Source organism: Micromonospora cabrerizensis, from assembly GCF_022230955.1.
In the GTDB taxonomy this organism is placed as follows: Bacteria; Actinomycetota; Actinomycetes; order Mycobacteriales; family Micromonosporaceae; genus Micromonospora; species Micromonospora cabrerizensis.
In genome coordinates, this window is sequence record NZ_JAKKFI010000003.1 from 24,007 (window position 1) to 46,506 (window position 22,500).

At 71.5% G+C, this 22,500-nt stretch carries 17 protein-coding genes; 6 read left to right on the forward strand and 11 right to left on the reverse strand.

The features are described from left to right. Positions 1-87 precede the first annotated feature (87 nt). From LADH09A_RS00710 to LADH09A_RS00730, 5 genes are all read right to left on the reverse strand, one after another. Positions 88-900 carry a TIGR03936 family radical SAM-associated protein gene (locus tag LADH09A_RS00710; protein WP_274528766.1) on the reverse strand — a complete coding sequence of 271 codons (813 nt, stop codon included), beginning with the start codon at positions 898-900 and terminating at the stop codon, positions 88-90. 150 nt (positions 901-1,050) lie between these two features. Then, the gene (gene mycP / locus LADH09A_RS00715; RefSeq protein ID WP_238642747.1) at positions 1,051-2,427 is read right to left on the reverse strand and encodes a type VII secretion-associated serine protease mycosin; all 1,377 of its coding nucleotides are present in this window, start codon (positions 2,425-2,427) and stop codon (positions 1,051-1,053) included. A 10-nt stretch (positions 2,428-2,437) separates the two neighbouring features. Beyond that, positions 2,438-3,907, reverse strand: coding sequence for a hypothetical protein (locus LADH09A_RS00720; RefSeq protein WP_238642780.1), 1,470 nt, complete (start codon positions 3,905-3,907; stop codon positions 2,438-2,440). A gap of 10 nt (positions 3,908-3,917) precedes the next feature. Next, on the reverse strand, positions 3,918-4,358 hold the full coding sequence (locus LADH09A_RS00725; RefSeq protein ID WP_238642749.1) for an AFG2-interacting ribosome maturation factor family protein: 441 nt from the start codon (positions 4,356-4,358) through the stop codon (positions 3,918-3,920). 246 nt (positions 4,359-4,604) lie between these two features. After that, positions 4,605-6,599, reverse strand: coding sequence for a TIGR03960 family B12-binding radical SAM protein (locus LADH09A_RS00730; RefSeq protein WP_238642751.1), 1,995 nt, complete (start codon positions 6,597-6,599; stop codon positions 4,605-4,607). A gap of 78 nt (positions 6,600-6,677) precedes the next feature. On the opposite strand from LADH09A_RS00730, the gene LADH09A_RS00735 reads away from it, so the two are divergent. Then, the gene (locus LADH09A_RS00735) at positions 6,678-7,898 is read left to right on the forward strand and encodes a hypothetical protein (RefSeq protein WP_238642782.1); all 1,221 of its coding nucleotides are present in this window, start codon (positions 6,678-6,680) and stop codon (positions 7,896-7,898) included. Between the two features lie 117 nt (positions 7,899-8,015). On the opposite strand, the gene LADH09A_RS00740 is transcribed toward LADH09A_RS00735, so the two are convergent. Continuing rightward, positions 8,016-8,705 carry a lysophospholipid acyltransferase family protein gene (locus LADH09A_RS00740; protein WP_238642753.1) on the reverse strand — a complete coding sequence of 230 codons (690 nt, stop codon included), beginning with the start codon at positions 8,703-8,705 and terminating at the stop codon, positions 8,016-8,018. Between the two features lie 95 nt (positions 8,706-8,800). Then, complete coding sequence (gene ileS, locus LADH09A_RS00745; RefSeq protein ID WP_238642755.1) at positions 8,801-11,950, reverse strand: isoleucine--tRNA ligase; 3,150 nt, start codon at positions 11,948-11,950, stop codon at positions 8,801-8,803. A 435-nt stretch (positions 11,951-12,385) separates the two neighbouring features. On the opposite strand from ileS, the gene LADH09A_RS00750 reads away from it, so the two are divergent. The 3 genes from LADH09A_RS00750 to sigJ all read left to right on the forward strand — a co-directional run bounded on the left by LADH09A_RS00750 (position 12,386) and on the right by sigJ (position 14,972). After that, entirely contained in the window at positions 12,386-13,543 is a 1,158-nt protein-coding gene (locus LADH09A_RS00750) for an acyltransferase family protein (RefSeq protein WP_238642757.1), read from the forward strand. A gap of 113 nt (positions 13,544-13,656) precedes the next feature. Next, a complete protein-coding gene (locus tag LADH09A_RS00755; RefSeq protein ID WP_099856627.1) occupies positions 13,657-14,097 on the forward strand; it encodes a carboxymuconolactone decarboxylase family protein in 441 nt (146 codons plus the stop codon). Then, a complete protein-coding gene (sigJ, locus tag LADH09A_RS00760; RefSeq protein ID WP_238642758.1) occupies positions 14,094-14,972 on the forward strand; it encodes an RNA polymerase sigma factor SigJ in 879 nt (292 codons plus the stop codon). The genes LADH09A_RS00755 and sigJ overlap by 4 nt, the downstream gene beginning before the upstream one ends. Before the next feature lie 76 nt (positions 14,973-15,048). Here the strand turns inward: sigJ and ndk are convergent, their stop codons facing one another. Beyond that, positions 15,049-15,474, reverse strand: coding sequence for a nucleoside-diphosphate kinase (ndk, locus tag LADH09A_RS00765; RefSeq protein ID WP_238642760.1), 426 nt, complete (start codon positions 15,472-15,474; stop codon positions 15,049-15,051). Positions 15,475-15,616: 142 nt separating this feature from the next. Here ndk and LADH09A_RS00770 point away from each other — a divergent pair, with 142 nt between their 5' ends. Next, positions 15,617-17,131 (forward strand): VOC family protein, encoded by a 1,515-nt coding sequence (locus tag LADH09A_RS00770; RefSeq protein ID WP_238642769.1) that lies wholly within the window; start codon positions 15,617-15,619, stop codon positions 17,129-17,131. A 42-nt stretch (positions 17,132-17,173) separates the two neighbouring features. Here LADH09A_RS00770 and LADH09A_RS00775 read toward each other — a convergent pair whose 3' ends face one another. From LADH09A_RS00775 to LADH09A_RS00785, 3 genes are all read right to left on the reverse strand, one after another. Next, entirely contained in the window at positions 17,174-17,593 is a 420-nt protein-coding gene (locus tag LADH09A_RS00775; RefSeq protein WP_372492198.1) for a DUF4233 domain-containing protein, read from the reverse strand. 131 nt (positions 17,594-17,724) lie between these two features. Next, positions 17,725-19,059, reverse strand: coding sequence for a bifunctional folylpolyglutamate synthase/dihydrofolate synthase (locus LADH09A_RS00780; protein ID WP_238642772.1), 1,335 nt, complete (start codon positions 19,057-19,059; stop codon positions 17,725-17,727). Then, positions 19,056-21,674 carry a valine--tRNA ligase gene (locus LADH09A_RS00785; protein ID WP_238642775.1) on the reverse strand — a complete coding sequence of 873 codons (2,619 nt, stop codon included), beginning with the start codon at positions 21,672-21,674 and terminating at the stop codon, positions 19,056-19,058. Before LADH09A_RS00785 ends, LADH09A_RS00780 begins: the two co-directional genes overlap by 4 nt. A 69-nt stretch (positions 21,675-21,743) precedes the next feature. Between LADH09A_RS00785 and LADH09A_RS00790 the strand changes: the two genes are divergently transcribed. After that, complete coding sequence (locus LADH09A_RS00790; protein ID WP_238642777.1) at positions 21,744-22,430, forward strand: hypothetical protein; 687 nt, start codon at positions 21,744-21,746, stop codon at positions 22,428-22,430. Positions 22,431-22,500: the final 70 nt, after the last annotated feature.

Sequence of the window (22,500 nt, forward strand, 5' to 3'; positions counted from 1 at the left end):
CCACGCAGGGTCGCCGCAAAAGTGTTTCCGCCGGGCGCGCGTGGTGCGCGACCGCCGAAGTCTGCCTGCCAGAACACCGACCGTCGGTCAGTGCCCAACGATGGCTGCCCCGTCGCGGTCCGCATCCAACGGATCCACGATCGCACCCTGCGCGGTCAACGTGCCCTGAGCCAGCCGGGTCACCCTCGGCGAAACCGGCGGCTCCAGGTCGGCCACCACGCGGAGGCCGGAAAGGACGTCATCGGGCCGTACGGACGGGGTGACCTGCCGCACGACCAGTTCGAGTATCGCACACGGTACGGCCGGCGCCCCGGAAGGCGTCGGCGTCGGTGCCGGGACATCGATGGACATCACGGCTGCACGCGCGTCGAACGTGCGTCGGCCCTGCTTGGTCATCCGCTCCACCAGCACCTCGTCGGCCGCGACGAAGGCGTCCACCGCGGCGCGCAGCACCGCCGGGTCGACCTCGGGCATCTCGATGTACCAGCGCGACACCTCGATCCGGTCCGGGAGACTGCCCCCCTCGGCGATCACGGCGTCCAGGACGTCCAGCCCCGGTGAGAGCGCGGCGTCCAACGCGGCGCGCAGCGCCTCCGGGTCGACCTCCGCCTGGAGGGCAATCTCCAGGTACTCCGCCTCGCTCGCCACCCCGGTGGGCGCGGCGCTGGCGTAGGAGATCTTCGGGTGCGGGTGGAAACCCTGAGAAAAGGCGATCGGCACGGCGGCCCGGCGCAGCGCGCGTTCGAACGCCCGGGCGAAGTCCCGGTGCGAGGTGAACCGCAGCGGCCCGCGCTTGGCGTACCGGATGCGGACGCGCTGGACGACCGGTGCCTGGCCGCCCTCGGGTTGAGGCTTCTTGGCGATCGTGGGCTCCTCGGGGGTACCTGCGTGTGCACCCATCCTGGCGCAGGGTCCGTGACGGTACGCAGCCGGGGCGGTCACCTCGCACCCAAGAACCAGGTTGAACCGGACACCACGGCCATGATCACCCGTCGGAGACGCCGATGGCCGGCAGGTGACAGGTGCAGTCACCGGCCGGCCATCCGGCGGTCAGGACCGGTTGTCGCGCCCCGGTGGGGCCGACCGGCCAGGCGGGCCATAGCTCGGCGGCTGCGGCGCGTACCCGGACGGTGGGGCGTAGCCCGGGGGTGCGGGGTATCCGGGAGGCGGGGCGTAACCGTCGCCCGGTGGGGCGTACCCGTCGGAAGCAGCCTGGTCGAGCAGATCGTCCGGTAGGTCGGCCGCCAGGGCCGCCTCACGGCGGTAGCGACGTCGGTTCCAGATCAGGAACACCGCCAGCCCCAGCAGCAGCACCAGCACCACGGCGATGCCGATGACGACCACCATGACCTGCTGGTCGGTGGGGCCGCCGCGGTCACCGTGCTGGGTGACGTCGAACTCCTCGGCCGCGTCCGCTGTCCGAGCGGGTGTCGGGTTGGCGGCTGCGGCCGGGTCGAGCAGCGGATTGGCGCTGACCGTCGGCACGTTCGCGCTCAGCGCGGTCACCGGGTCGATCAGGCCGAACCCGTACTGCGGGTCGCGGCCGGCGGGGCCGGCGTCCCGGGTGGTCCGGATGATCCGGTTGATCACATTCGGGGCGTCGAGGTTCGGGTACTTCGATCGGATCAACGCGGCCAGGCCGGAGACGATCGCTGTGGAGTCGGAGGTGCCGTCTCCCCAGCCGTAGCCCTTGTTGCGGCCGGCGTTGTAGATGTCGTGGCCAGGTGCGGCGACCACCGCCTCAGGACCCTGGACCGAGCCGGACCAGAAGCTGCCGCCCCGGGTCGTCCCGGTCACGGCGATCACGCCGGGGACGCTGGCGGGAGCATCGACCCTGCTGCTGCCCTTGGCGGTGTTACCGGCGGCGACCACCACGACGACGTCGCGCTCCAGGGCGTACCGGATGGCGCTGACCTCTTCGGGGGTGACGGCCGACGGCTTGCCCAGTGACATGTTGATCACCTTGGCGCCACCGTCGACGGCCATCCGGATGCCGCGGGAGATCGCCGCCTCGTCGTACCCTTCCGCCTTACCCGCCTGGACCTTGATCGGCAGGATCTTCACGCCGGGTGCGATGCCGTCCACGCCGTCGGGGCTGGCGTTCGTCGCCGCGATGATGCCGGCGATGTGCGTGCCGTGCCCGTCCTCGTCGGCCCGCCCGTCACCGTCGCCGCCGTAGCTGCGGCCACCGGGGAGCACCTGACCCCTGAGCTCCGGGTGCGCGGCGTCGACACCGCTGTCGACCACGGCCACGACCACGCCGCGCCCGGTGGACAGTTTGTGCGCCTGCGCGATGCGGAGCTCGTCCAGATACCACTGCTCGGCCCGCCGCGGCGCGGCGGCCGCCGGTTGGGCGGCCCCCACCACCAGCAGCCCCGCCAGTAGACCGGCGACAACCGGCCGGAGTGCTCCGACGTCCACCCTCATCCGTCCGTCCTCATCGAAGGACGCCCGGGGACGCCCCGTCACCAGGGCCCCACGGATCGTCATCCTCAGTCAACCACGACGAGTGTTCGGAGCCGGTGCCGCCGCCCTGCCCGGCACCGCCCGCGCCGCCCATCATGCCGCCACCCATCATCCCGGCGCCGCCCATCCCGGCGCCGCCACGCGCGCCGCCCGACATGCCTGCACCGCCGGCGCCACCGGCACCCGCGCCAGCGGCGGCACGCAGGGCGTTGGCCGCGCTCGTCACCGGCGGAATCTTTCCGTTGCCGCCACCCACCATGCCGGGGATACCGCCGACACCGATCCCGCTGGCGGCGCCCAGACCACCACCGGACCCGATCCCGCCGCCCCCGCCGACGCCACCACCGAAACCGCCGCCGGCTCCACCGAGACCGGCGCTGCCGACCCCGGTGCCGCCGAGGCCGCCACCCACGCCGCCAATGGTGCTGGGCGCGGCACCGGCCAGACCGGTGCTGTAGTCGTCGTCGGCACCCGGATAGCCCGACCCGGTGGGCGGAGGGGTGAACGAACCGGAGCCGTCACCGAGCCCACCGGTCGGGGGCGGGGAGAACGGGCCCCCGACGGATGTGGGCCCACCGCCGATGCCGGCGCCGCCACCGGGCAGCCGGCTGCCGAGGTCCCCGCCACCGCCGCCGCCACCCCCGCCGCCACCGCCACCGATGCCGCCAGTGTCGGGGAGACCCTTCGGGGGCACCCGATCGTCGGGGCGGTAGGTGTCCGAGGTGAAGGCCGGATCCCCGACGACAAGCTTCGGACGCTCGGTGTAGACGGCCGGGGGCAACGGTGACATCGCGGTGTTGGCCGCCTGCTGGTTGTCCCGGTACCAGTTGTCCAGATGGGCCTTGGTGTCCCAGAAGCCGCCGCGCTTCTGGTCACCGGCCTGGCCGTCGACCTTCATGGTCGCTTCCAGGTCGTCGGCCTTGTCGCGGAACGCCCCGTCGGCGTACGACGCGGGGTTGTTCTGGTAGTCCGCGCGCAGCGCGGCGAGGAAGCCCGACGAGCTCTCGCCGTCGCGGGCGTCGTCGAGCTCGGTGCCGTTGGGCAGGCTCCACTCGTTCCACCCGAAGTCGTCCCCCAGCGGGATCGGGATCGTGGCGACCGCCTTGCGGATGTCGCCCTCGATCCGCGTCAACGCGCCGCTGATGTTGCTCGCGTCGGTGATCAGATCCTCGATCTGCTGGCCGATCTTGCCGAGGTGCTCGCGGTAGGCGTCACCGCCGCTGCCCTTCCACCCGGCGAGCATTCCGGGCAGACCACCCACGTGCGGGCGCTCCTGACCCGTCGCGACCGGGCCGACGAACGACCGGCCGACGAGCGAGTCGCGCAGATGACCCAGACCGGCGGAGAGGTTGCTCCACCCCATCCCGACCGAGCCGACCGTTTCCGGGTCCGCGGAGAGCGTCACCTCGCGGACACACCGCTCCCAGGTTCCTCCAGCCATGACGTTCCCCTCAGGCCGTGTGCGGGTAGGTGGGCGGGGCGCCGGCAGCGGGCGGCGGAGCCGCGGACTCGAGCAGGCGCTCGATCTCCTTGCCGTTGGCGCCGTTGCGCGCCTCGGCGTCGCGGAACGCCTTGGCGATGTCCTCGGTGCCCTGCTTCAGCGAGGCCAGCTTCTGCGAGAGCGACGTGAGGTGCGCCTCCATGGCTGCGGTGGAGGTCTCCAGCGTCCGCCACTGGAGGCGGGCATCCTCGAACGCACCGAAGGGGGTGCCGTTCGGGACGGCCTGGGCGTTGTTGCTGTCGCCCTTCATCCGCTCCTTGATGCGCTCCATCTCGTAGCTGAGGGTGTCCTCGACATACTGCTTCAGCCGTTCGACGTACGCGGCGGTGGCGTCCAGGTCCTCGACGCTGACGTGCAGATCGCCGGTGTTCGGCGGCGGCATGCTCCCCATGCGGTTCCTCCCCCGTTTCCGACCCGCCGGGGTCGGTCCATGTCAGACGCAGCGTATCGAAGTCTGACCACGTCGGGGCAGCCCTGGTCGCCGCCCGAGCCAAACGACAGACGTCGATGCCTCTTGCGGGTGGGGCGTCAGGAAGCCCGACCAACGCCGACGGGTCCGCAAGGCGCGGACCCGTCGGGTGATGTCGGATGTGGAGAGTAGTGGGTCACCGCCGCCCGGCGCTGCCCCGCAGGCGCGTCAGTGTGAGTGGCCGGAGGCCGGCACCTTCATACCCTTGCCGCCCAGCGGGGTGAGCGGCAGCAGCTTCTTGCCGGTGGGACCGATCTGGATCTCGGTGTCCATCGACGGGCAGACACCGCAGTCGAAGCAGGGCGTCCAGCGGCAGTCGTCCTGCTCGAACTCGCTGAACGAGTCCTGCCAGTCCTGCCAGAGCCAGTCCTTGTCCAGGCCGGAGTCCAGGTGGTCCCAGGGCAGGACCTCCAGCTCCTCGCGCTGCCGGGTGGTGTACCAGTCGAGGTCCACCCCGAACGCGGGCAGCGTCTCGGCTGCCGCGTCCACCCAGCGCTGGTACGAGAAGTGCTCGCTCCACCCGTCGAACCGGCCGCCGTTCTCCCAGACCCTGCGGATCACCGAGCCGACCCGGCGGTCACCCCGGGAGAGCAGCCCCTCGATCAGCGACGGCTCGCCGTCGTGGTAGCGGTAGCCGATGGCGCGGCCCAGCGAGCGGTCCGAGTTGATGGCCTGCTTGAGGATCTTGAGCCGGTGGTCGATGACCTCCGGACGGTCCATCGCGGCCCACTGGAACGGGGTGTGCGGCTTCGGCACGAACCCGCCGATGGAGACCGTGCAGCGGATGTCCTTGGAGCCGGTCGCGGCCCGGCCGGCCCTGATCACCTCGTGCGCCATTTCGGCGATCTCGAGGACGTCCTCGTCGGTCTCGGTGGGCAGGCCGCACATGAAGTAGAGCTTCACCTGCCGCCAGCCGTTGGTGTACGCGGTGACGACGGTGCGGATCAGGTCTTCCTTCGTCACCATCTTGTTGATGACCTTGCGGATCCGTTCCGACCCGCCCTCCGGGGCGAAGGTCAGGCCGGTCCGCCGCCCGTTGCGGGACAGCTCCTGCGCGAGGTCGATGTTGAAGGCGTCCACCCGGGTCGAGGGCAGCGACAGCGACACGTTCGTGCCCTCGTACTGCTGGGCGAGGCCCGAGCACATGTCGCCGATCTCGGAGTGGTCGGCCGACGAGAGCGACAGCAGGCCGACCTCGGAGAAGCCGGAGAACTCCAGGCCGTCGTGGACCATCTGCGCGACAGTGGTGATCGACCGCTCCCGCACCGGCCGGGTGATCATCCCGGCCTGGCAGAACCGGCAGCCCCGGGTGCAGCCCCGGAAGATCTCCACCGCGTACCGCTCGTGCACCGTCTCGGCCAGCGGCACGAGGGGCTTCTTCGGGTACGGCCAGGCGTCCAGGTCCATCGTCGTGCGCTTGTGCACCCGGAACGGCACGTCCGGCCGGTTCGGCACGACCCGCTGGATGCGCCCGTCCGGGAGGTAGTCGACGTCGTAGAAGCGCGGCACGTAGACGCTCTCGGTGCGGGCCAGCCGCAGCAGCAGCTCGTCGCGGCCACCCGGGGAGCCCTCGGCCTTCCACTCCCGGACGATCGCGGTGATTTCCAGGACCGCCTCCTCGCCGTCACCGAGCACCGCGGCGTCGATGAAGTCGGCGATCGGCTCCGGGTTGAACGCGGCGTGCCCGCCGGCCACGATCACCGGATCGGCGTCGGTGCGGTCGGCGGCCAGCATCGGGATGCCGGCCAGGTCGATCGCGGTGAGCATGTTGGTGTAGCCCAGCTCGGTGGAGAAGGAGATGCCGAACACGTCGAAGCCGCGCACCGCGCGGTGCGCGTCGACGGTGAACTGCGGCACGCCGTGCGTGCGCATCAGGCTCTCCAGGTCCGGCCAGACCGCGTACGTCCGCTCGGCGAGGGTGTCGGGCAGCTCGTTCAGCACCTCGTAGAGGATCTGCACGCCCTGGTTGGGCAGGCCCACCTCGTACGCGTCGGGATACATCAACGCCCAGCGAACGGCTGCGGCATCCCAGTCCTTGGTCACCGCACCCAGCTCGCCCCCGACGTACTGGATGGGCTTGGAGACCTGGGGCAGCAGCGACTCAAGCTGGGGCCAGACCGAATTGGTCGCGGCCGCGGGCGGCGTCGTGGACGGGGCACTCATGATGGCCAAGGGTACGCGCCCGTCCGACGGTGGCGACGCGGTACTAACCTCGGACCGGCGCGAGAGGAGATTGCCGCGATGCCCGAGCCCCAGTCGGGAGCAGGACCGGCCGACGGGAAGACCCCGGGCGCGGAGCCGGACCGGGATCCGGCGGCCGCCGACGAGCCGACCTCCCCACCCGTACCATCGGACCAGCCTGACCCCTCGGCGCAGCCCACAGCTGCGGACCAACCGTCGGGCCAGCCCGAGTCGACCGCCACCGCGGACGTCCCCGCGCCCAGGTGGAGCGGCTCGGCCCCGGTGCCGCCTCCGTCGCCGCGCCGACCGGCCTGGGGCGAGTCGGCCGAGCCGACGCCGCCGCAGGCCGTGCCCGTCGGGCCGCCGGAGCACCAGACCCCGGTCGACCCGTGGGCCGGCGTGGACACCGGCGGCTGGGACCTGCCGTCCGCCGAGCTGCCCCCGCTGCCCCCGACGACGCCGACCGCGCCCTACCCGACGACGCCGGCGACCCGGCAGTGGTCCGCTCCGCCCGCAGCCCCGGTCGGGCCTCCCCCGATGCCGCCGCCGGCCGCCCCGGTGCCACCGCAGGCCGCCAGGCCCACGATGCCGAGTCGGCCGATGTCGCCGCCCGCGCCTCCCCCGACGCCGGCACGACCGCCGAAGCAGCGCCGCGGCCGCCGGTCCAGCCCGACACCACCGGCGCCGCCGAACTGGCAGGCCCCCAAGGGGTACGTTCCGGTGCCGGTCCGCCGACGCCGCCGCTGGCCGTGGCTGCTGCTGCTCACCCTGGCCTGCTGCTGCGGGTGCCCCGCCTACTACGGGTTCCCGATCTCGGCCCAGTACCCGGCCAGCGCGGCACTGCCCGTCCAGATCGAGGACCTCAGCCTGCGCCAGGACAGCCGCAGCGCGGAGACGGCCAAGCAGTTGGAGAACGAGGTACGCCAGGAGCACTGGCTGGCCGAGGACACGTTCGCTGGCGTCTACTCCACGACCAGCGGCAAGCGGGTGACCGTCTTCGGCGGCACGGGCTTCCGGCTGAGCCCGGAGTCGGACGCGGAGGCCGAGATCAGCCGGCTCACCGACCGCTACGCGCTGAAGGCCGCCGAGACCGTCGACACCGGCATACGGGGCCGGCACGAGCGCTGCGCTGTCGGCCAGGCGGACGGCAGTGACGTGGTGGTCTGCACCTCGGTCGACCACGGCAGCATCGCCACCGGAGTGTTCACCCGGCTCTCCGTCGACGACAGCGCCACCCTGTTGAACACGCTGCGCGCCCAGATCGTCCAACCCAAGGCCTGAGGAACCCCCCACCCGGGTTGATCAAGAGGTTTCGGTCAGAACCAGCGCCGCAATTGACGCAAACTTCTTGATCAACCGGGTGGCGGGTGGGGCAGGTGCGGGGTGGGGTGGGGTGGGTCAGGCTTCGCCGGTGGGGTCGGGGTGGGCGCGCGGCGGGGCGTAGCGGGGCACGTACTCCTGGCCGGTGAGCTTCTGGATCTCGCTCATCAGCTCGTCGGTCATCTGCCGCAGCGAGGTGCGGTCGTCCGGTCGGCCGCTGAAGTCCAGCGGCTTGCCGAACCGGACAGTGATCTTGGCGGTGCCGGGACGCGGCACCCGGGCGCCGATCGGCTGCGCCTTGTCCGTGCCGATCATGCCGACCGGGATGATCGGCACACCGGCGGAGATCGCCAGCCGGGCCGCCCCGGTCCGCCCTCGATAGAGCTTGCCGTCCGGCGAGCGGGTGCCCTCCGGGTAGACCACCACGAGGTCGCCGCCCTTGAGCGCCGGGATCGCCGCGTCGAACGCGGACAGCGCGGCCCGACCGCCGGCCCGCTCGACCGGGATGGCACCCAGGCCGGTGAGCACGAACTTCGAGATCGCGCCCTTCACACCGGTGCCCTTGAAATACTCCGACTTGGCCCAGAACGCCAGGTGGCGGGGCACGACCGTGCCGAGGAACAGCTCGTCGGCCACCGAGAGGTGGTTGCCGGCGAAGACCGCGCCGCCGGTCTCCGGCACGTGTTCCAGCCCCTCCACGGTCGGGCGGAACGCCAACCGCAGCGTGGGCGCCACGGTGAGCTTGCCGATGGTGTAGAGCAGGGGCACTGGTCCTCCGGCAGATGAGGTGCGAACAGGCGGTGTCACGGTAGCGGACGCCTCCACACTCCGCCGACGGAGGTGTGGAGGCGTCCGTACCGTGCCTACACCCGGCGGACGGTGACCGTCACCCGCTCGCCGTCGCCGCCGACCTCGCCGGCGAAGCCGTCGAGGCCCTCGGCGAAGTCCACCGAGTCGGCCAGCACCTCCCGGGAGACGAAGTCGACGTACGCCGCCACGGCCGCCCGCACCTCGTCGGACGCCGACACCGACACCACGATCCGGTCCGACACGTCCAGGTCGGCGTCCCGGCGGGCCTGCTGCACCACCCGCACCACGTCGCGGGCCAGCCCCTCGGCGGCCAGCTCCGGGGTGACCTCGGTGTCCAGCACCACCACACCCTCACCGCCCGGCAGTGGCGCCGAGTGCTCGGCGTCGGCGGCGACCAGGCGCAGCTCGTACTCACCCTCGGCGAGGGTGACGCCGGCAGCCACCGGGGCGCCGTCGACCAGCTCCCAGTCGCCCGCCTTGACCGCCTTGATGACCTGCTGCACCTGCTTGCCCACCCGCGGGCCGAGCGCCCGGGGCACCACGGTCAACACCTGCTCGCAGTACGCGGACAACTCCGCGCTGAACTCCACGGCCTTCACGTTGACCTCGTCGGTGACGAGGTCGGCGAACGGGCGCAACTGCTCCGCCGCCGGCGAGGCCACGGTCAGCTTGGACAGCGGCAGCCGCACCCGCAGACCCTTGGCCTTGCGCAGCGACAGCGCCGCCGAGGCGACCGCCCGGGTGGCGTCCATCGCGGCGACCAGATCGTGGTCGGCCGGGAACTCGGTCGCCTCCGGCCAGTCGGTCAGGTGCACCGACCGCTCCCCGGTCAGGCCACGCCAGATCTCCTCCGCGGTCAACGGCGCGAGCGGCGCCACCACCCGGCAGAGCGTCTCCAGCACCGTCCAGAGCGTGTCGAAGGCGTTGACGTCACCGGACCAGAACCGGTCCCGGGAGCGACGCACGTACCAGTTGGTCAGCGCGTCCAGGTAGGAGCGGACGGTGGCGCACGCGCCGGAGATGTCGTACGCGTCCATCTGCGCGCCGACCGTGGTCACCAGCTCGTTCGTCTTCGCCAGCACGTACCGGTCGAGCAGGTGCGTCGAGTCGGTGCGTCGACGCGCCTGGTGCCCGTCGGCGTTGGCGTAGAGCGTGAAGAAGTACCAGACGTTCCACAGCGGCAACAGCACCTGCCGGACGGCGTCGCGGATGCCGGCCTCGGTGACCGCCATGTCGCCGCCGCGCAGCACCGGCGAGGACATCAGCATCCACCGCATCGCGTCCGAGCCGTACGCGTCGAAGACGTGGTAGACGTCCGGGTAGTTGCGCAGGCTCTTGGACATCTTGCGCCCGTCGGAGCCGAGCAGGATGCCGTGGCTCAGGCAGTTGCGGAACGCCGGCCGGTCGAACAGCGCGGTGGCCAGCACGTGCATCGTGTAGAACCAGCCGCGGGTCTGCCCGATGTACTCGACGATGAAGTCACCCGGGTAGTGGTGCTCGAACCAGTCCGCGTTCTCGAACGGGTAGTGCACCTGGGCGAACGGCATCGACCCGGACTCGAACCAGCAGTCCAGCACCTCCGGCACCCGGCGCATCATCGACTGACCGGTCGGGTCGTCCGGGTTGGGGCGGACCAGGTCGTCCACCGCCGGCCGGTGCAGGTCGGTGAGGCGTACGCCGAAGTCCCGCTCGATGTCGGCGAGCGAGCCGTAGACGTCCAGGCGCGGGTAGTTCGGATCGTCGGACTTCCACGCCGGGATCGGCGAGCCCCAGAAACGGTTCCGGCTGATCGACCAGTCCCGGGCGTTGGCCAGCCACTTGCCGAACGAGCCGTCCTTGATGTGCCCGGGCGTCCAGTTGATCTCCTGGTTCAGCTCGACCATCCGGTCCCGGAACGTGGTCACCGCGACGAACCACGAGGACACGGCCTTGTAGACCAGCGGGGTGTCGCAGCGCCAGCAGTGCGGGTACGAGTGGGTGTAGGTGTCCTGCTTGAGCACCACCCCCCGCTCCTTCAGCTCCCGGATCACCGGCTTGTTGACGTCGAAGACCTGCTCACCCTGGTACGGCGGGACCAGCGCGGTGAACCGGGTGTGGTCGTCCACCGTGACGATGGTCGGGATGCCCGCGGCGTTGCAGACGTTCTGGTCGTCCTCACCGAACGCCGGGGCGAGGTGCACGATCCCGGTGCCGTCCTCGGTGGTGACGAACTCCGCGCCGAGCACCTGGTAGGCGTTCTCCCCGGCCTGCTCGACGAGGAAGTCGAACAGCGGCGTGTAGCGGCGTCCGGCCAGGTCACGGCCGTACACGGTGCCGATCTGCTCGAAACCGTCCAGCTCCTTGGCGTACGCGGCCAGCCGCGCCGCGCCGACGACGTACCGCTCGCCGTCGCGTTCGAGCACCGCGTACTCGATGTCCGGGCCGACGGCGAGCGCCAGGTTCGACGGCAGGGTCCACGGCGTGGTGGTCCAGACGCCCAGCTTGACCGGCCCGCGCACCAGCTCCGGGGCGGACTCGTCGGCGGTCAGCCCGAACCACACCGACAGCGTCGGGTCGTGCCGGTCCCGGTAGACGTCGTCCATCCGGGTCTCGGTGTTCGACAGCGGCGTCTCGCAGCGCCAGCAGTACGCCAGCACCCGGAAGCCCTCATAGATCAGACCCTTGTCGTGCAGGGTCTTGAAGGCCCACATGACGCTTTCCATGTAGTCCAGGTCGAGGGTCTTGTAGTCGTTGGCGAAGTCGACCCAGCGGGCCTGCCGGTTGATGTAGCGCTCCCAGTCCTGGGTGAACTCCAGCACCGAGGCGCGGCAGGCGTCGTTGAACCGGGCCACGCCCAGGTCGATGATCTCCGCCTTGCTGGTGATGCCGAGCTGCTTCTCGGCCACCACCTCGGCGGGCAGGCCGTGGCAGTCCCAGCCGAAGCGCCGCTCGACGTGCCGGCCGCGCATGGTCTGGTAGCGCGGCACCACGTCCTTGACGTACCCGGTGAACAGGTGGCCGTAGTGCGGCAGGCCGTTGGCGAACGGCGGGCCGTCGTAGAAGACGTACTCGTTCTTGCCGTCGTCGCCGGCCGGGCGGGCCTCGACGCTGGCCTCGAAGGTCTTGTCGGCCGTCCAGTGCTCCAGGACCCGGCGCTCGACCGCGGGCAGGTCCGGGCTCGCCGGGACACCGGCGGCGGTCGGGTCGTGCAACGGATAGGCCATCGGGGGTCGCTCTCCTCATGCAGCTCACTCAACGTGGGTCTGCGAGGACGAACCTTCCGGGGTACGCCTCGAACGGCGCTCCCGGGTGGTCCGCGGTACCACCCCGCTTGGCGGTCAGGATCGACCGCCCGCTCATTGCCGGCTGTGACGGGCCGCACCCGTCCGGTTCTACTGGGCCGGTTGCCCGGCCGTTCTTCCGGAGGCTCACCGGTGATGGCCGGGTCATCGCCTTACGGTGCTCAACGATACAAGACCCGGCCACCACCCCGCCGCCGAGTAAACACGCGCGCCCTCTCCCCCGTCGATCATGAAGTTGTTGCGCGCCGCGGCGGCGTGTCGGGACAACAACTTCATGATCAACCTGGCCTGTCGGGCGGAGATGACCAGGGACGGTCGCCGCTTGACCCTGGTGGGGCGCTCACGCAAACTTCGCCGGTGCGTTCGCTTCGGTACGACGAGTTCCAGGCCATGCGTCGGTTCCCCGCCCTGGACGGGCTGCGGGCGGTGGCCGCGATCATGGTCTTCGCCTTCCACTACGGCGGGCCGTCGTGGAAGTGGTTGACCGGGTGGATCGGCGTACACCTGTTCTTCGTGCTCTCCGGCTTCCTGATCACGACCTTGCTGCTGCGCGAGGAGCACCGGTACGGAAAGGTCTCGCTGCGGGCGTTCTACCTGCGGCGGTTCTTCCGGATCATGCCGGTCTACCTGCTGGTGCTCTTCCTGACCTGGGCGCTGGCCAAGCTCAACGGCACCGCCGACGCGGTCGAGCGCCTGATGGCGTACTACCTGCTCCTGCTCAACGACTTCATGCCGTCGAACGCCCCCTACCTGCACTCCTGGACGATCGGCATCGAGCAGAAGTTCTACCTGTTCTGGCCGGCCATCGCGTTCGTGCTGGTGACCGCCGTCTTCCGCCGTCGGCTGGCGGTCACCGCCGGTCTGATCGTGCTCCTGATCGCGATGATCCCGCCGGACATCGCCTGGCTGAGCTGGCCGATCCACTACGTCGCCATCCTGTTCGGTTGCCTGGTCGCGGTGGTCGTGCACCACCCCCGGGGCTTCGCCGTGTTCCGACCGCTGACCCACCCGGTGACGGCCACCGCGGTGATCGTGCTCTTCGTGGCGTTCCAGTGGGCCGTGCAGTACTGGCCGGTCCGGTTCGGGCAGGAGGCGCTGATCGGCACCTACGCCGCCGCTGCCGCGGTGCTGCTGCCGGCTCTGCTCTCCCGCAGCGTGCTCGCCCGTGGGCTGGGGCTGCGGCCGCTGGTCTTCGTCGGCGAGCGGTCGTACTCGATGTATCTGATCCAGTCCATCGCGGCGCGGGCGACGATCGGGCTGCTGCCGGCGCTGGGGCGGCGCAGCACCGGTGTCTTCCTGGGCGCGGTGGTGGTGGCGCTGATCGCCGCCGACGTGCTCTACCGCTGGGTCGAACTACCCATGATCGAGACGGGCCGCCGGCTGGCCGCCCGCGTGACCCGGCGCGGGCCGAGCGTTGGCGACGGCACGACGCCCACCCCGCCCGCCGCCGAGGACGTCCAGGTTCCCCGCCCGCGTGCGGTACTGGCAGACACCGCCCCGGCAGTGCGCGGCTGACCCTCCCCGAACCGCTCCGGCGGGCATGAGCGAGGTCACACCGCAGGCTGTCACGGCAGCCCCCGCCCGGTCCGTCGTCTCGCTGTCGGAACCGATCAGGGAGGTAGTCAGTCATGCAACGGATGAACACCGCCGAGGTCATGCCACAGGGATACCGGGCCGTGCTGGGCCTGGAGAAGTACGTCCAGACGAACGTCGACAGCACCGTCCTGGAGCTGGTGAAGCTGCGGGCGTCGATGCTCAACGGCTGCTCCTACTGCGTGGACATGCACAGCCGGGACGCGCTCGGTGCCGGCGAGTCGAGCCGTCGGCTCTTCGCGGTGGCCGCCTGGCGTGAGGCGCCCTTCTTCGACGAGCGGGAACGGGCCGCGCTGGCGCTCACCGACGCGGTGACCCGCCTCGGCGACCACGGCGTACCGGACGACGTCTGGGACGCCGCCGCCAAGGTGTGGTCGGAGAAGGAGCTTGCCGACCTGGTCCTCGCGATTGCCACAATCAACGTGTGGAACCGACTGGCGATCACCACGCGCACGGAGCCCCCGGCGCAGGTGTGACAACCGAGGCGGCGCAGGCGGCCGGTGCGCTCCAGGCGCACCGGCCGATGCTGCTCGGGCTGGCGTACCGCCTGCTCGGCAGCCGGCACGACGCCGAGGACGTGCTCCAAGAGGCGTACCTGCGCTGGCTGGGCGTGGACCGCTCGTCGGTGGCGGAGCCGCGCCGCTACCTGTCCCGGGTCGTCACCCGGCTGGCCCTGGACCGGCTGCGGGCCCGGCAGGCGACCCGTGAGACGTACGTCGGGCCGTGGCTGCCCGAGCCGGTGCCCACCGAGCCCTCACCGTTCGGGCCGTTGGACCGCGCGGAACTGCGCGACTCGCTGTCCACCGCCCTGCTGCACGTGCTGGAGCGGCTCACCCCGCCGGAGCGGGCGGTGTACGTCCTGCACACCGCGTTCGACCTGCCGTACGCCGAGATCGCCGAGATCCTGGACCGGACTCCCGAGGACTGTCGGCAGCTGCACCACCGGGCGGCCTCCCGGGTACGCCAGGAGCAGCGACGGTTCACCGCCACCCGCTCGGAGCGGGAACGGCTGCTCGACGCGTTCCTCGCCGCCGCCCGCGACGGTGACCTGGCGACGCTGACCGGCCTGGTCGCCAGGGACGCCACGGCGTGGAACGACGGCGGTGGCCGGGCGCGGGCCGCCCGCAACCCGGTCACCGGGGCGGACCGGATCGCCCGCTTCTTCGCCGGGATCTACGGCCCGGGAAGCCGGAGCTGGACGCTGCGTCGGCTGGAGTTGAACGGCGAACCCGGCGCCCTGCTGGTCCGTTCGGACGGCAGTCGCTACACGATGACCGTCACGGCGGCCGACGGCCGGATCACCGGCGTCTACGTGGTGGGTAACCCGGCGAAGGTGCCGACGGTCGACTGAACCCGCCGCCCGCCAGCCCCGCGTCGACGGGCGAGGTCAGCCCAGCTCGGGCCTGGTCAGCCCAGCTCGGGCCTGGTCAGCCCAGCTCGGGGAACCAGAGCGCGATCTCGCGCTTGGCGCTGTCCGTCGAGTCGGAGGCGTGCACCAGGTTCTCCCGGTTGGACAGCGACAGGTCGCCCCGGATGGTGCCGGCAGCGGCCTTGCGCCCGTCGGTGGCGCCGACCAGACCGCGGACCACGTCGATGACCTGGTCGCCGGAGAGCACCAGGGCGACCAGCGGGCCGCCGGTCATGAAGTCCTTCAGCGGCGGGTAGAACGCCTTGTCGACGTGCTCGGCGTAGTGCTCGTCGGCGAGCGTCGCGTCCATCGTCCGGTGCGCCATCGCGTCGATCCGCAGCCCCTTGCGCTCGAAGCGGGAGAGAAGCTCGCCGACCAGGCCGCGGCGGACCGCGTCGGGCTTGATCAGAACGAGGCTGCGCTCATCCGGGCTGTTGCTGGACACGCTGGGTTCCTCCTGTACGCGTTGGACGCTCGAGATCGGTACGGTCAGCCTAGCGACCCGGTCCCGGCGCCGGCGCGGCGGCCGGTCTTTCCCCCGGTGGCCGATCCGGCCTAGCCTGGCCCTGACCCCCGGGAGGTCCACTGTGGCGAATGGCGGAAGCCGGCCCATCGCGCCGGTACGCAAACTGATCGGCACGGTGCTGGGCACCGTGGCCACGTTCGTCGTCCTCTTCGGGCTGGGCATGACCAGCTGGGCCATCGTGGCTCTCGGGGTCGCTCTGCTGGTGCTGGCCATCGCGCTGGCGACCGTGCGCGGCGGCGGGCGCACCTGGGTGGTCGGCGTCGGGCACGTGCACAGCGCCTCCGAACCACCCACCCAGTACGCGTTCGGCCGCTGCGAACTCCAGCTGGTGATCGACGCGCCTGGTCTGCCACCGCGATCCAAGAAGATCATCGAACCACGGGTGCCGGTCTCGAAGTGGCCGTCGCTGGGTCAGACCCTGCCGATCCGGGTCGCGCTGGACGACCAGCGGCACGTCAAGGTCCTCTGGGACGAGGTGCCGACCCACGCCGAGACCGCCGCCGCCGTCGCCGACCTCCCGCCGGAGTTCGCCGAGGTCGACGCGGTGGACGAGGTGTTGATCCAGCAGGACGCCCCACCGTGGGCGGACCGTGGGCCGGACGACGACTTCCGGGACGACTTCCGCGACACGCACGGTGACCCCTTCCGCGACCCGCACGGTGACCCGTTCCGCGACCCGCACGGTCCCGACCCGGTACGCGCCGATCACCTGCGTACCGACCCCCTGCGCGACGATCCGCTGCGCGACGACCCGGGTGTCGCGCCCGAGGAGCGCGAGCCCGTGGTGATGCACCAGAGCCCGGGTGGCCCGGTGGTGTTGGAAGGCGTCCTCGTCGAGCAGCAGGCCGGTGGTGGGCTGCCCCGGCGGGCCACTCCGGCACCACGCACGCCCGCTGAGGAGCGCTTCGACGAGCCCGACGCCGACCGGTACGACCGGCCGGAGGCCGACCGGGCGACCCCGTCCGCCGGGAACCCCTTCGATCCGCCGCCCGCCCAGCGCGCAGACCCGCCGCCCGCCCAGCGCGCCGACCCGCCGCCCGCCCAGCGGTCCGGGCCGGGCGCGACCGACCCACTGGACCCCCTCGACCTCCCGCTGGACGACCCCTCCCCCGCCGCGGCGGTACGCGAGTCGGTCACCGACGAGGAACTGGACCAGGCGATCTTCGGGTTCGCCTCGGGCGCGACCGCCGATCCGACCGCGCCGATCAGCGGGGTGGGTCTCACCCTGCTGGTGACCGACCTGTCCCGCTCACTCGGCTTCTACCGCGACGTGCTCGGCTTCACCGAGGTCGACCAGGGCGCCCACAACGCCATCCTCGCCTCCGGCACGACCCGGCTCGTCCTGCGCGAGGTGACCGGGGCGGCACCGATCAGCCGCCGACTGGTGCACGTCAACCTCGAGGTGAACGACATCGAGGCGGCGTACGAGCGGCTCCGCGGGTCGGGCGTCCGCTTCACGTACGCACCCCGGGTGGTCAACCGGGGCACGAAGCTGGAGGTGTGGGCGGCGGCGTTCCGTGACCCGGACGGGCACGGCATCGCCCTCACCCAGTGGCGTGAACGCGCCGACGCCTGACCCGGCCCGTTCGCCTCGGGCTGACGGCCGACGGGTCGGCCGTCAGCCGAGGATGACCCGGCGGACGTGCAGCGCGTACGCCCAGACCAGGGCGAAGATGATGCCCAGCCCGAGCAGCGACCAGTGCAGCAGGCCGCCCAGCATCAGCAGGCCCTGGAGCACGGTGCCGGCATTCCACGCCCACGGACGGCGCATCATGCCGGCCAGCACGATTGCCGCCACCGCCAGTGCCACCACGACACCGATGGCGGCGCCGCTCAGGTCACCGCCGACCACCCGGATCGGCTGGATCGCCAGCAACAGCACCAGCGCCTCCAACCCGAGGGTGCCCGCACCCAGGCCGCGTACCGCCGCCTCCGGGTTGCGCAACCCGGACCGCCGCGGCTGCCCGACGACGGGCTCCCCCACGGGTCCGTCGGCCGGCGAGCCGGCTGCGGCCTGCTCAGCCGGAGGGCCTGGCACAGCCTGATCAGCCGGCGAGCCAGGCACAGCCTGATCAGCCGGCGGGCCAGGCACAGCCTGATCAGCCGGCGAGCCGGCCACGGCCCGGTCGGTCGGGTCGTCGGTGGTGTGCGGGTCCCGCTCCGGGCCGGTCATCGCTTCAGCAGCCGGCGGGCGTCGGCGACCGTCACCACCGAACCGGTGACCAGCACCCCGACCCCGCTGAGCTCACCCGGGACGTCCTCCTCGGCCATTGCCACCGCCAGCTCGATCGCGTCCGGCATCTCGTCGGCCGTCGACACCCGCTCCTCGCCGAAGATCTCGGCGGCCAGAGCGGCGAGGTCGTCCGTGGGCATCGCCCGTGGCGAGCTGTTGCGGGTGACCACCAACTGGTCGAGCACCGGCTCCAACAGCTCCAGCAGCCCTTCCGCGTCCTTGTCGGCGAGGACGCCGACGACCCCCACCAGCTTGCTGAACGCGAACTCCTCCTGGAGCGCGGTGACGGTGGCGGCCATGCCGTGCGGGTTGTGCGCGCCGTCCAGCAGGATGGTCGGGGCGTTGCGCACCCGCTCCAGCCGCCCCGGAGAGCTGGTCGAGGAGAAGCCCTCCCGGACCGTCTCGACGTCGAGCTGCCGGCGACCGCCGGCACCCAGGAAGGCCTCCACGGCGGCGAGCGCCACAGCGGCGTTCTGCGCCTGGTGGGCGCCGTGCAGCGGGATGAACACGTCGTCGTAGACGCCGCCCAGGCCCTGGAGGCTGAGCACCTGGCCGCCGACGGCGACGGCCCGGCGCAGTACGCCGAACTCGCCGCCCTCCCGCGCGATGGTGGCGCCGACCTCGGCGCACCGGTCGAGGAGCGGGCCGGCTGCCTCCTCGTCCTGCGCCGCCGCGATCACGGTGGCGCCCGGGTGGATGATGCCGGCCTTGGCCAGCGCGATGTCCTGGAGGGTGTCACCGAGCCACTCGGTGTGGTCCAGACCGATCGGGGTGATCACGCAGACCCCCGCCTGGATGACGTTGGTGGCGTCCTCGGCACCGCCGAGACCCACCTCGACCACCGCGATGTCGACCGGCGCGTCGGCGAACGTGGCGAACGCCAGCGCGGTGGTCATGTCGAAGTACGTCAGCGGCTCGTCGGACCGCGCGTCGATCAGCTCGGCCAGTGGCTTGATCTCCCGGTACACCGACGTGAACCGTTCCTCGCTGACCGGCTCCCCGTCCAGGCTGATCCGCTCCCGGACGGTCTCCAGGTGCGGGCTGGTGTACCGGCCGGTGTGCAGCCCGTGCGCCCGCAACAGCGAATCGATCATCCGCGCGGTGGAGGTCTTGCCGTTGGTGCCGGTCAGGTGGATCGCCGGGTACGCCCGCTGCGGGCTGCCGAGCAGGTCGAGCAGCGACTCGATCCGGTCCAGCTCGAAGACCATGCGGGTGAAGCCACGGGCGTTCAGCTCGGCCTCGACGGCGGCGAATTCGGTACGGTCGGTCACGAGGAAAGTGTCTCCAGAGCAGCGTCGATCCGGACCAGGTCGGCCTCGGCGGTGGCGAGCCGGTCGCGGATCTTCGCGACCACCGGCTCGGGGGCCTTGCCGATGAAGGCAGGGTTGTCGAGCTTCGCCCGGGCCTGCGCGACCTCCTTCTCGGCGGCGGCGCGGTCCTTCGTCAGCCGGGCCCGCTCGGCGGCCACGTCGATCGACCCCCGGGTGTCCAACGCGACACCGACCGCGCCGGGCATGGCCAGCGTGGCGCTGGCCTGGAAGTCGTCCCCGGCCGGGTCCAGCCGGACCAGCGAACGGATCAGCGGCTCGTGGGCGGCGATGCCCGCCCCGGTCAGCCCGTCCAGCCGGGCGGCGACCCGCTGCGTCGGGCGCAGCCCCTGGTCGGAACGGAACCGGCGGATCTCGGTCACCACCCGCTGCACACTGATCAGCTCGGCCTCGGCGGCGTCGTCGATCAGCGCACGGTCGGCCACCGGCCAGGCGGCGGTCTGCACCGTCTCGCCGCCGGTCAGCGCGAGCCACAGCTCCTCGGTGACGAACGGGATGACCGGGTGCAGCAGCCGCAGCAGCTGGTCCAGCACGTGCCCGAGGACCCGGCGGGTCGCCTCGGCCCGCTCACCGCCCTCACCGAGCACCGGCTTGCTCAGCTCGACGTACCAGTCGCAGACGTCGTCCCAGGCGAAGTGGTAGAGCAGGTCGCACACCTTGGCGAACTCGTACGCCTCGAACTGCTCGTCGACCTCGGCGGTGACGTGCGCCAACCGGGACAGGATCCACCGGTCGACGGTGGAGAGCTGCTCGGCGGGCGGCAGGTCGCCCGTGGTGTGCGCACCGTTCATCAGGGCGAAGCGGGTGGCGTTCCAGAGCTTGTTGCAGAAGTTGCGCGAGCCCTGGCACCACTCCTCGCTGACCGGGACGTCCTGCCCGGGGTTGGCGCCACGAGCCAGCGTGAACCGGGTGGCGTCGGCACCGAACCGGTCGATCCAGTCCAGCGGGTCGACGACGTTGCCGAACGACTTGGACATCTTCTTGCCGTGCTCGTCGCGGACCATGCCGTGCAGGGCCACCACGTCGAACGGCTGCTGGCCGTCCATCGCGTACAGGCCGAACATCATCATCCGGGCGACCCAGAAGAAGAGGATGTCGTAGCCGGTGACCAGGACGCTGGTCGGGTAGAACTTGGCCAGGTCCGGGGTCTGCTCCGGCCAGCCGAGGGTGGAGAACGGCCAGAGCGCGCTGGAGAACCAGGTGTCCAGGACGTCCTCGTCCTGCCGCCAGCCGTCGCCGGTCGGCGGCTGCTCGTCCGGGCCGACGCAGACGATCTCGCCCTGCGGGCCGTACCAGACCGGGATCCGGTGCCCCCACCAGAGCTGGCGGGAGATGCACCAGTCGTGCATGTTGTCGACCCAGGCGAAGTAGCGCTTGGCCAGCTCGGCGGGCTCGATCCGGACGCGCCCGTCGCGCACCGCGTCACCGGCGGCCTGGGCCAGCGGGGCGGTGTTGACGAACCACTGCAACGACAGCCGCGGCTCGACGGTCGTCTTACACCGCGAGCAGTGCCCGACCGCGTGCACGTACGGCCGCTTCTCGGCCACGATCCGGCCCTGCTCGCGCAGCGCGGCCACGATCGCGGGCCGCGCCTCGAACCGGTCGAGCCCCTCGAACGGGCCGGGCACGGTGATGACCCCACGCTCGTCCATCACGGTGACCGCGGGCAGGTCGTGACGCTGGCCGATCTCGAAGTCGTTGGGGTCGTGTGCCGGGGTCACCTTGACCATGCCGGTGCCGAACGACGGGTCGACGTGCGCGTCGGCGACGATCGGGATGCGGCGACCGGTGAGCGGCAGCTCGACCTCGGTGCCGATCAGGTGCTGGTAGCGCTCGTCGTCCGGGTGCACCGCCACGGCGGTGTCGCCCAGCATCGTCTCGGCGCGGGTGGTGGCCACCACGACCTCGTCGCTGTACCGGATGGAGATCAGCTCACCGTCGTCGTCGGTGTGCTCGACCTCGATGTCGGAGAGCGCGGTGAGGCAGCGCGGGCACCAGTTGATGATCCGGTTGGCCCGGTAGATGAGCCCCTCGTCGAAGAGCTTCTTGAAGATCGTCTGGACGGCGCGGGTCAACCCCTCGTCCATGGTGAAGCGCTCACGGTCCCAGTCGACGGAGTCGCCGAGGCGCCGCATCTGCCCGAGGATCGCCCCACCGGACTCGGCCTTCCACTGCCAGACCCGCTCGACGAACTTCTCCCGGCCGAGATCGTGCCGGGACAGGCCCTCGGCGGCGAGCTGGCGCTCCACCAGGTTCTGGGTGGCGATGCCGGCATGGTCCATGCCGGGCAGCCACAACGCCTCGAAGCCCTGCATCCGCTTACGCCGGGTCAGCGCGTCCATCAGCGTGTGCTCGAACGCGTGGCCCATGTGCAGGGAGCCGGTGACGTTCGGCGGCGGGATGACGATCGTGAAGGGGGGCTTGTCGCTGTCGGCGGACGCCCGGAAGTGCCCGTCGGCTACCCACTGCTCGTACCGTCGCTGCTCTACCTCGCCGGGCTGGTACTGGCCGGCAAGGGTCGGGGCGGCGGGGCGGTGGGCATCCAGTCTCTCGGTCACCTGACAAGTCTACGGAGGGCTTCGTCGGACCTGACGTGCGCCACCTGTGGTTCGCGTACGGTGTCGGCTATGTCCGACGCACATCTCACCGAGCGTTCGCTCGACGGCGGCCACGAGCCGGTCGAGCTGACCGAAGAGCCGATCCAGCTGAGCACCCGCGACTCCGGTGGCGACCCCGACGAGCGGTCGGCCGGCTGGTCCCGGCGGCGCAAGATCGCGTGGACGGTCGCGCTGGTGGTCGGTCTCGCCGGCGCCGGAGTGTTGGGCGTCGGTGGGTGGCGGATCGCACAGCAGAAGGACACCCAACTGACCTCGCCCGATCAGGTGGCGGGTCTGACCCGGGACGACAGCGAACGGGCGAAGAGCACCGCCGACTATCTGCGCAGCGGCCTGGCGGCGGACATCGAGTTGGACCGCAGCTTCGGCACCGTCTATCGGGACCCGGCCGACGACAAGCGCTCGGTGCTCATCTTCGGGGGCACCACACTGCTGTGGCAGCCGGAACGGGACCTGGACAGTCTCTTCCGCCTCATGTCGGACGAGACCGGTGCGGTGAGCGGCCTGCGCGAGGTGCCCGCCGGTGACCTGGGCGGCGTGATGAAGTGCGGCAGCACCAGCGGCGAGGGCGGCGACTTCGCGGTGTGCGGCTGGGCCGACCATGGCAGCGTGGTGATGGCGATGTTCCCGGGACGCTCGGTCGGCGACGCCGGCGGTCTGCTGCGTAACCTCCGCAACGGAATGCAGACCCGCGACTGACGCTCGCCGCGGCTCCCATTCGGCGGTCGCTCACCCTCACCCGGACACGCAGAAAGGGCCACCCGATGGA

Bases quoted from the DNA above. Each gene is read 5' to 3' on its own strand.
- LADH09A_RS00710 (WP_274528766.1), bottom strand. From the start codon at position 900: ATGGGTGCACACGCAGGTACCCCCGAGGAGCCCACGATCGCCAAGAAG.
- mycP (WP_238642747.1), bottom strand. From the start codon at position 2,427: ATGAGGGTGGACGTCGGAGCACTCCGGCCGGTTGTCGCCGGTCTACTG.
- LADH09A_RS00720 (WP_238642780.1), bottom strand. From the start codon at position 3,907: ATGGCTGGAGGAACCTGGGAGCGGTGTGTCCGCGAGGTGACGCTCTCC.
- LADH09A_RS00725 (WP_238642749.1), bottom strand. From the start codon at position 4,358: ATGGGGAGCATGCCGCCGCCGAACACCGGCGATCTGCACGTCAGCGTC.
- LADH09A_RS00730 (WP_238642751.1), bottom strand. From the start codon at position 6,599: ATGAGTGCCCCGTCCACGACGCCGCCCGCGGCCGCGACCAATTCGGTC.
- LADH09A_RS00735 (WP_238642782.1), top strand. From the start codon at position 6,678: ATGCCCGAGCCCCAGTCGGGAGCAGGACCGGCCGACGGGAAGACCCCG.
- ileS (WP_238642755.1), bottom strand. From the start codon at position 11,950: ATGGCCTATCCGTTGCACGACCCGACCGCCGCCGGTGTCCCGGCGAGC.
- LADH09A_RS00755 (WP_099856627.1), top strand. From the start codon at position 13,657: ATGCAACGGATGAACACCGCCGAGGTCATGCCACAGGGATACCGGGCC.
- LADH09A_RS00790 (WP_238642777.1), top strand. From the start codon at position 21,744: ATGTCCGACGCACATCTCACCGAGCGTTCGCTCGACGGCGGCCACGAG.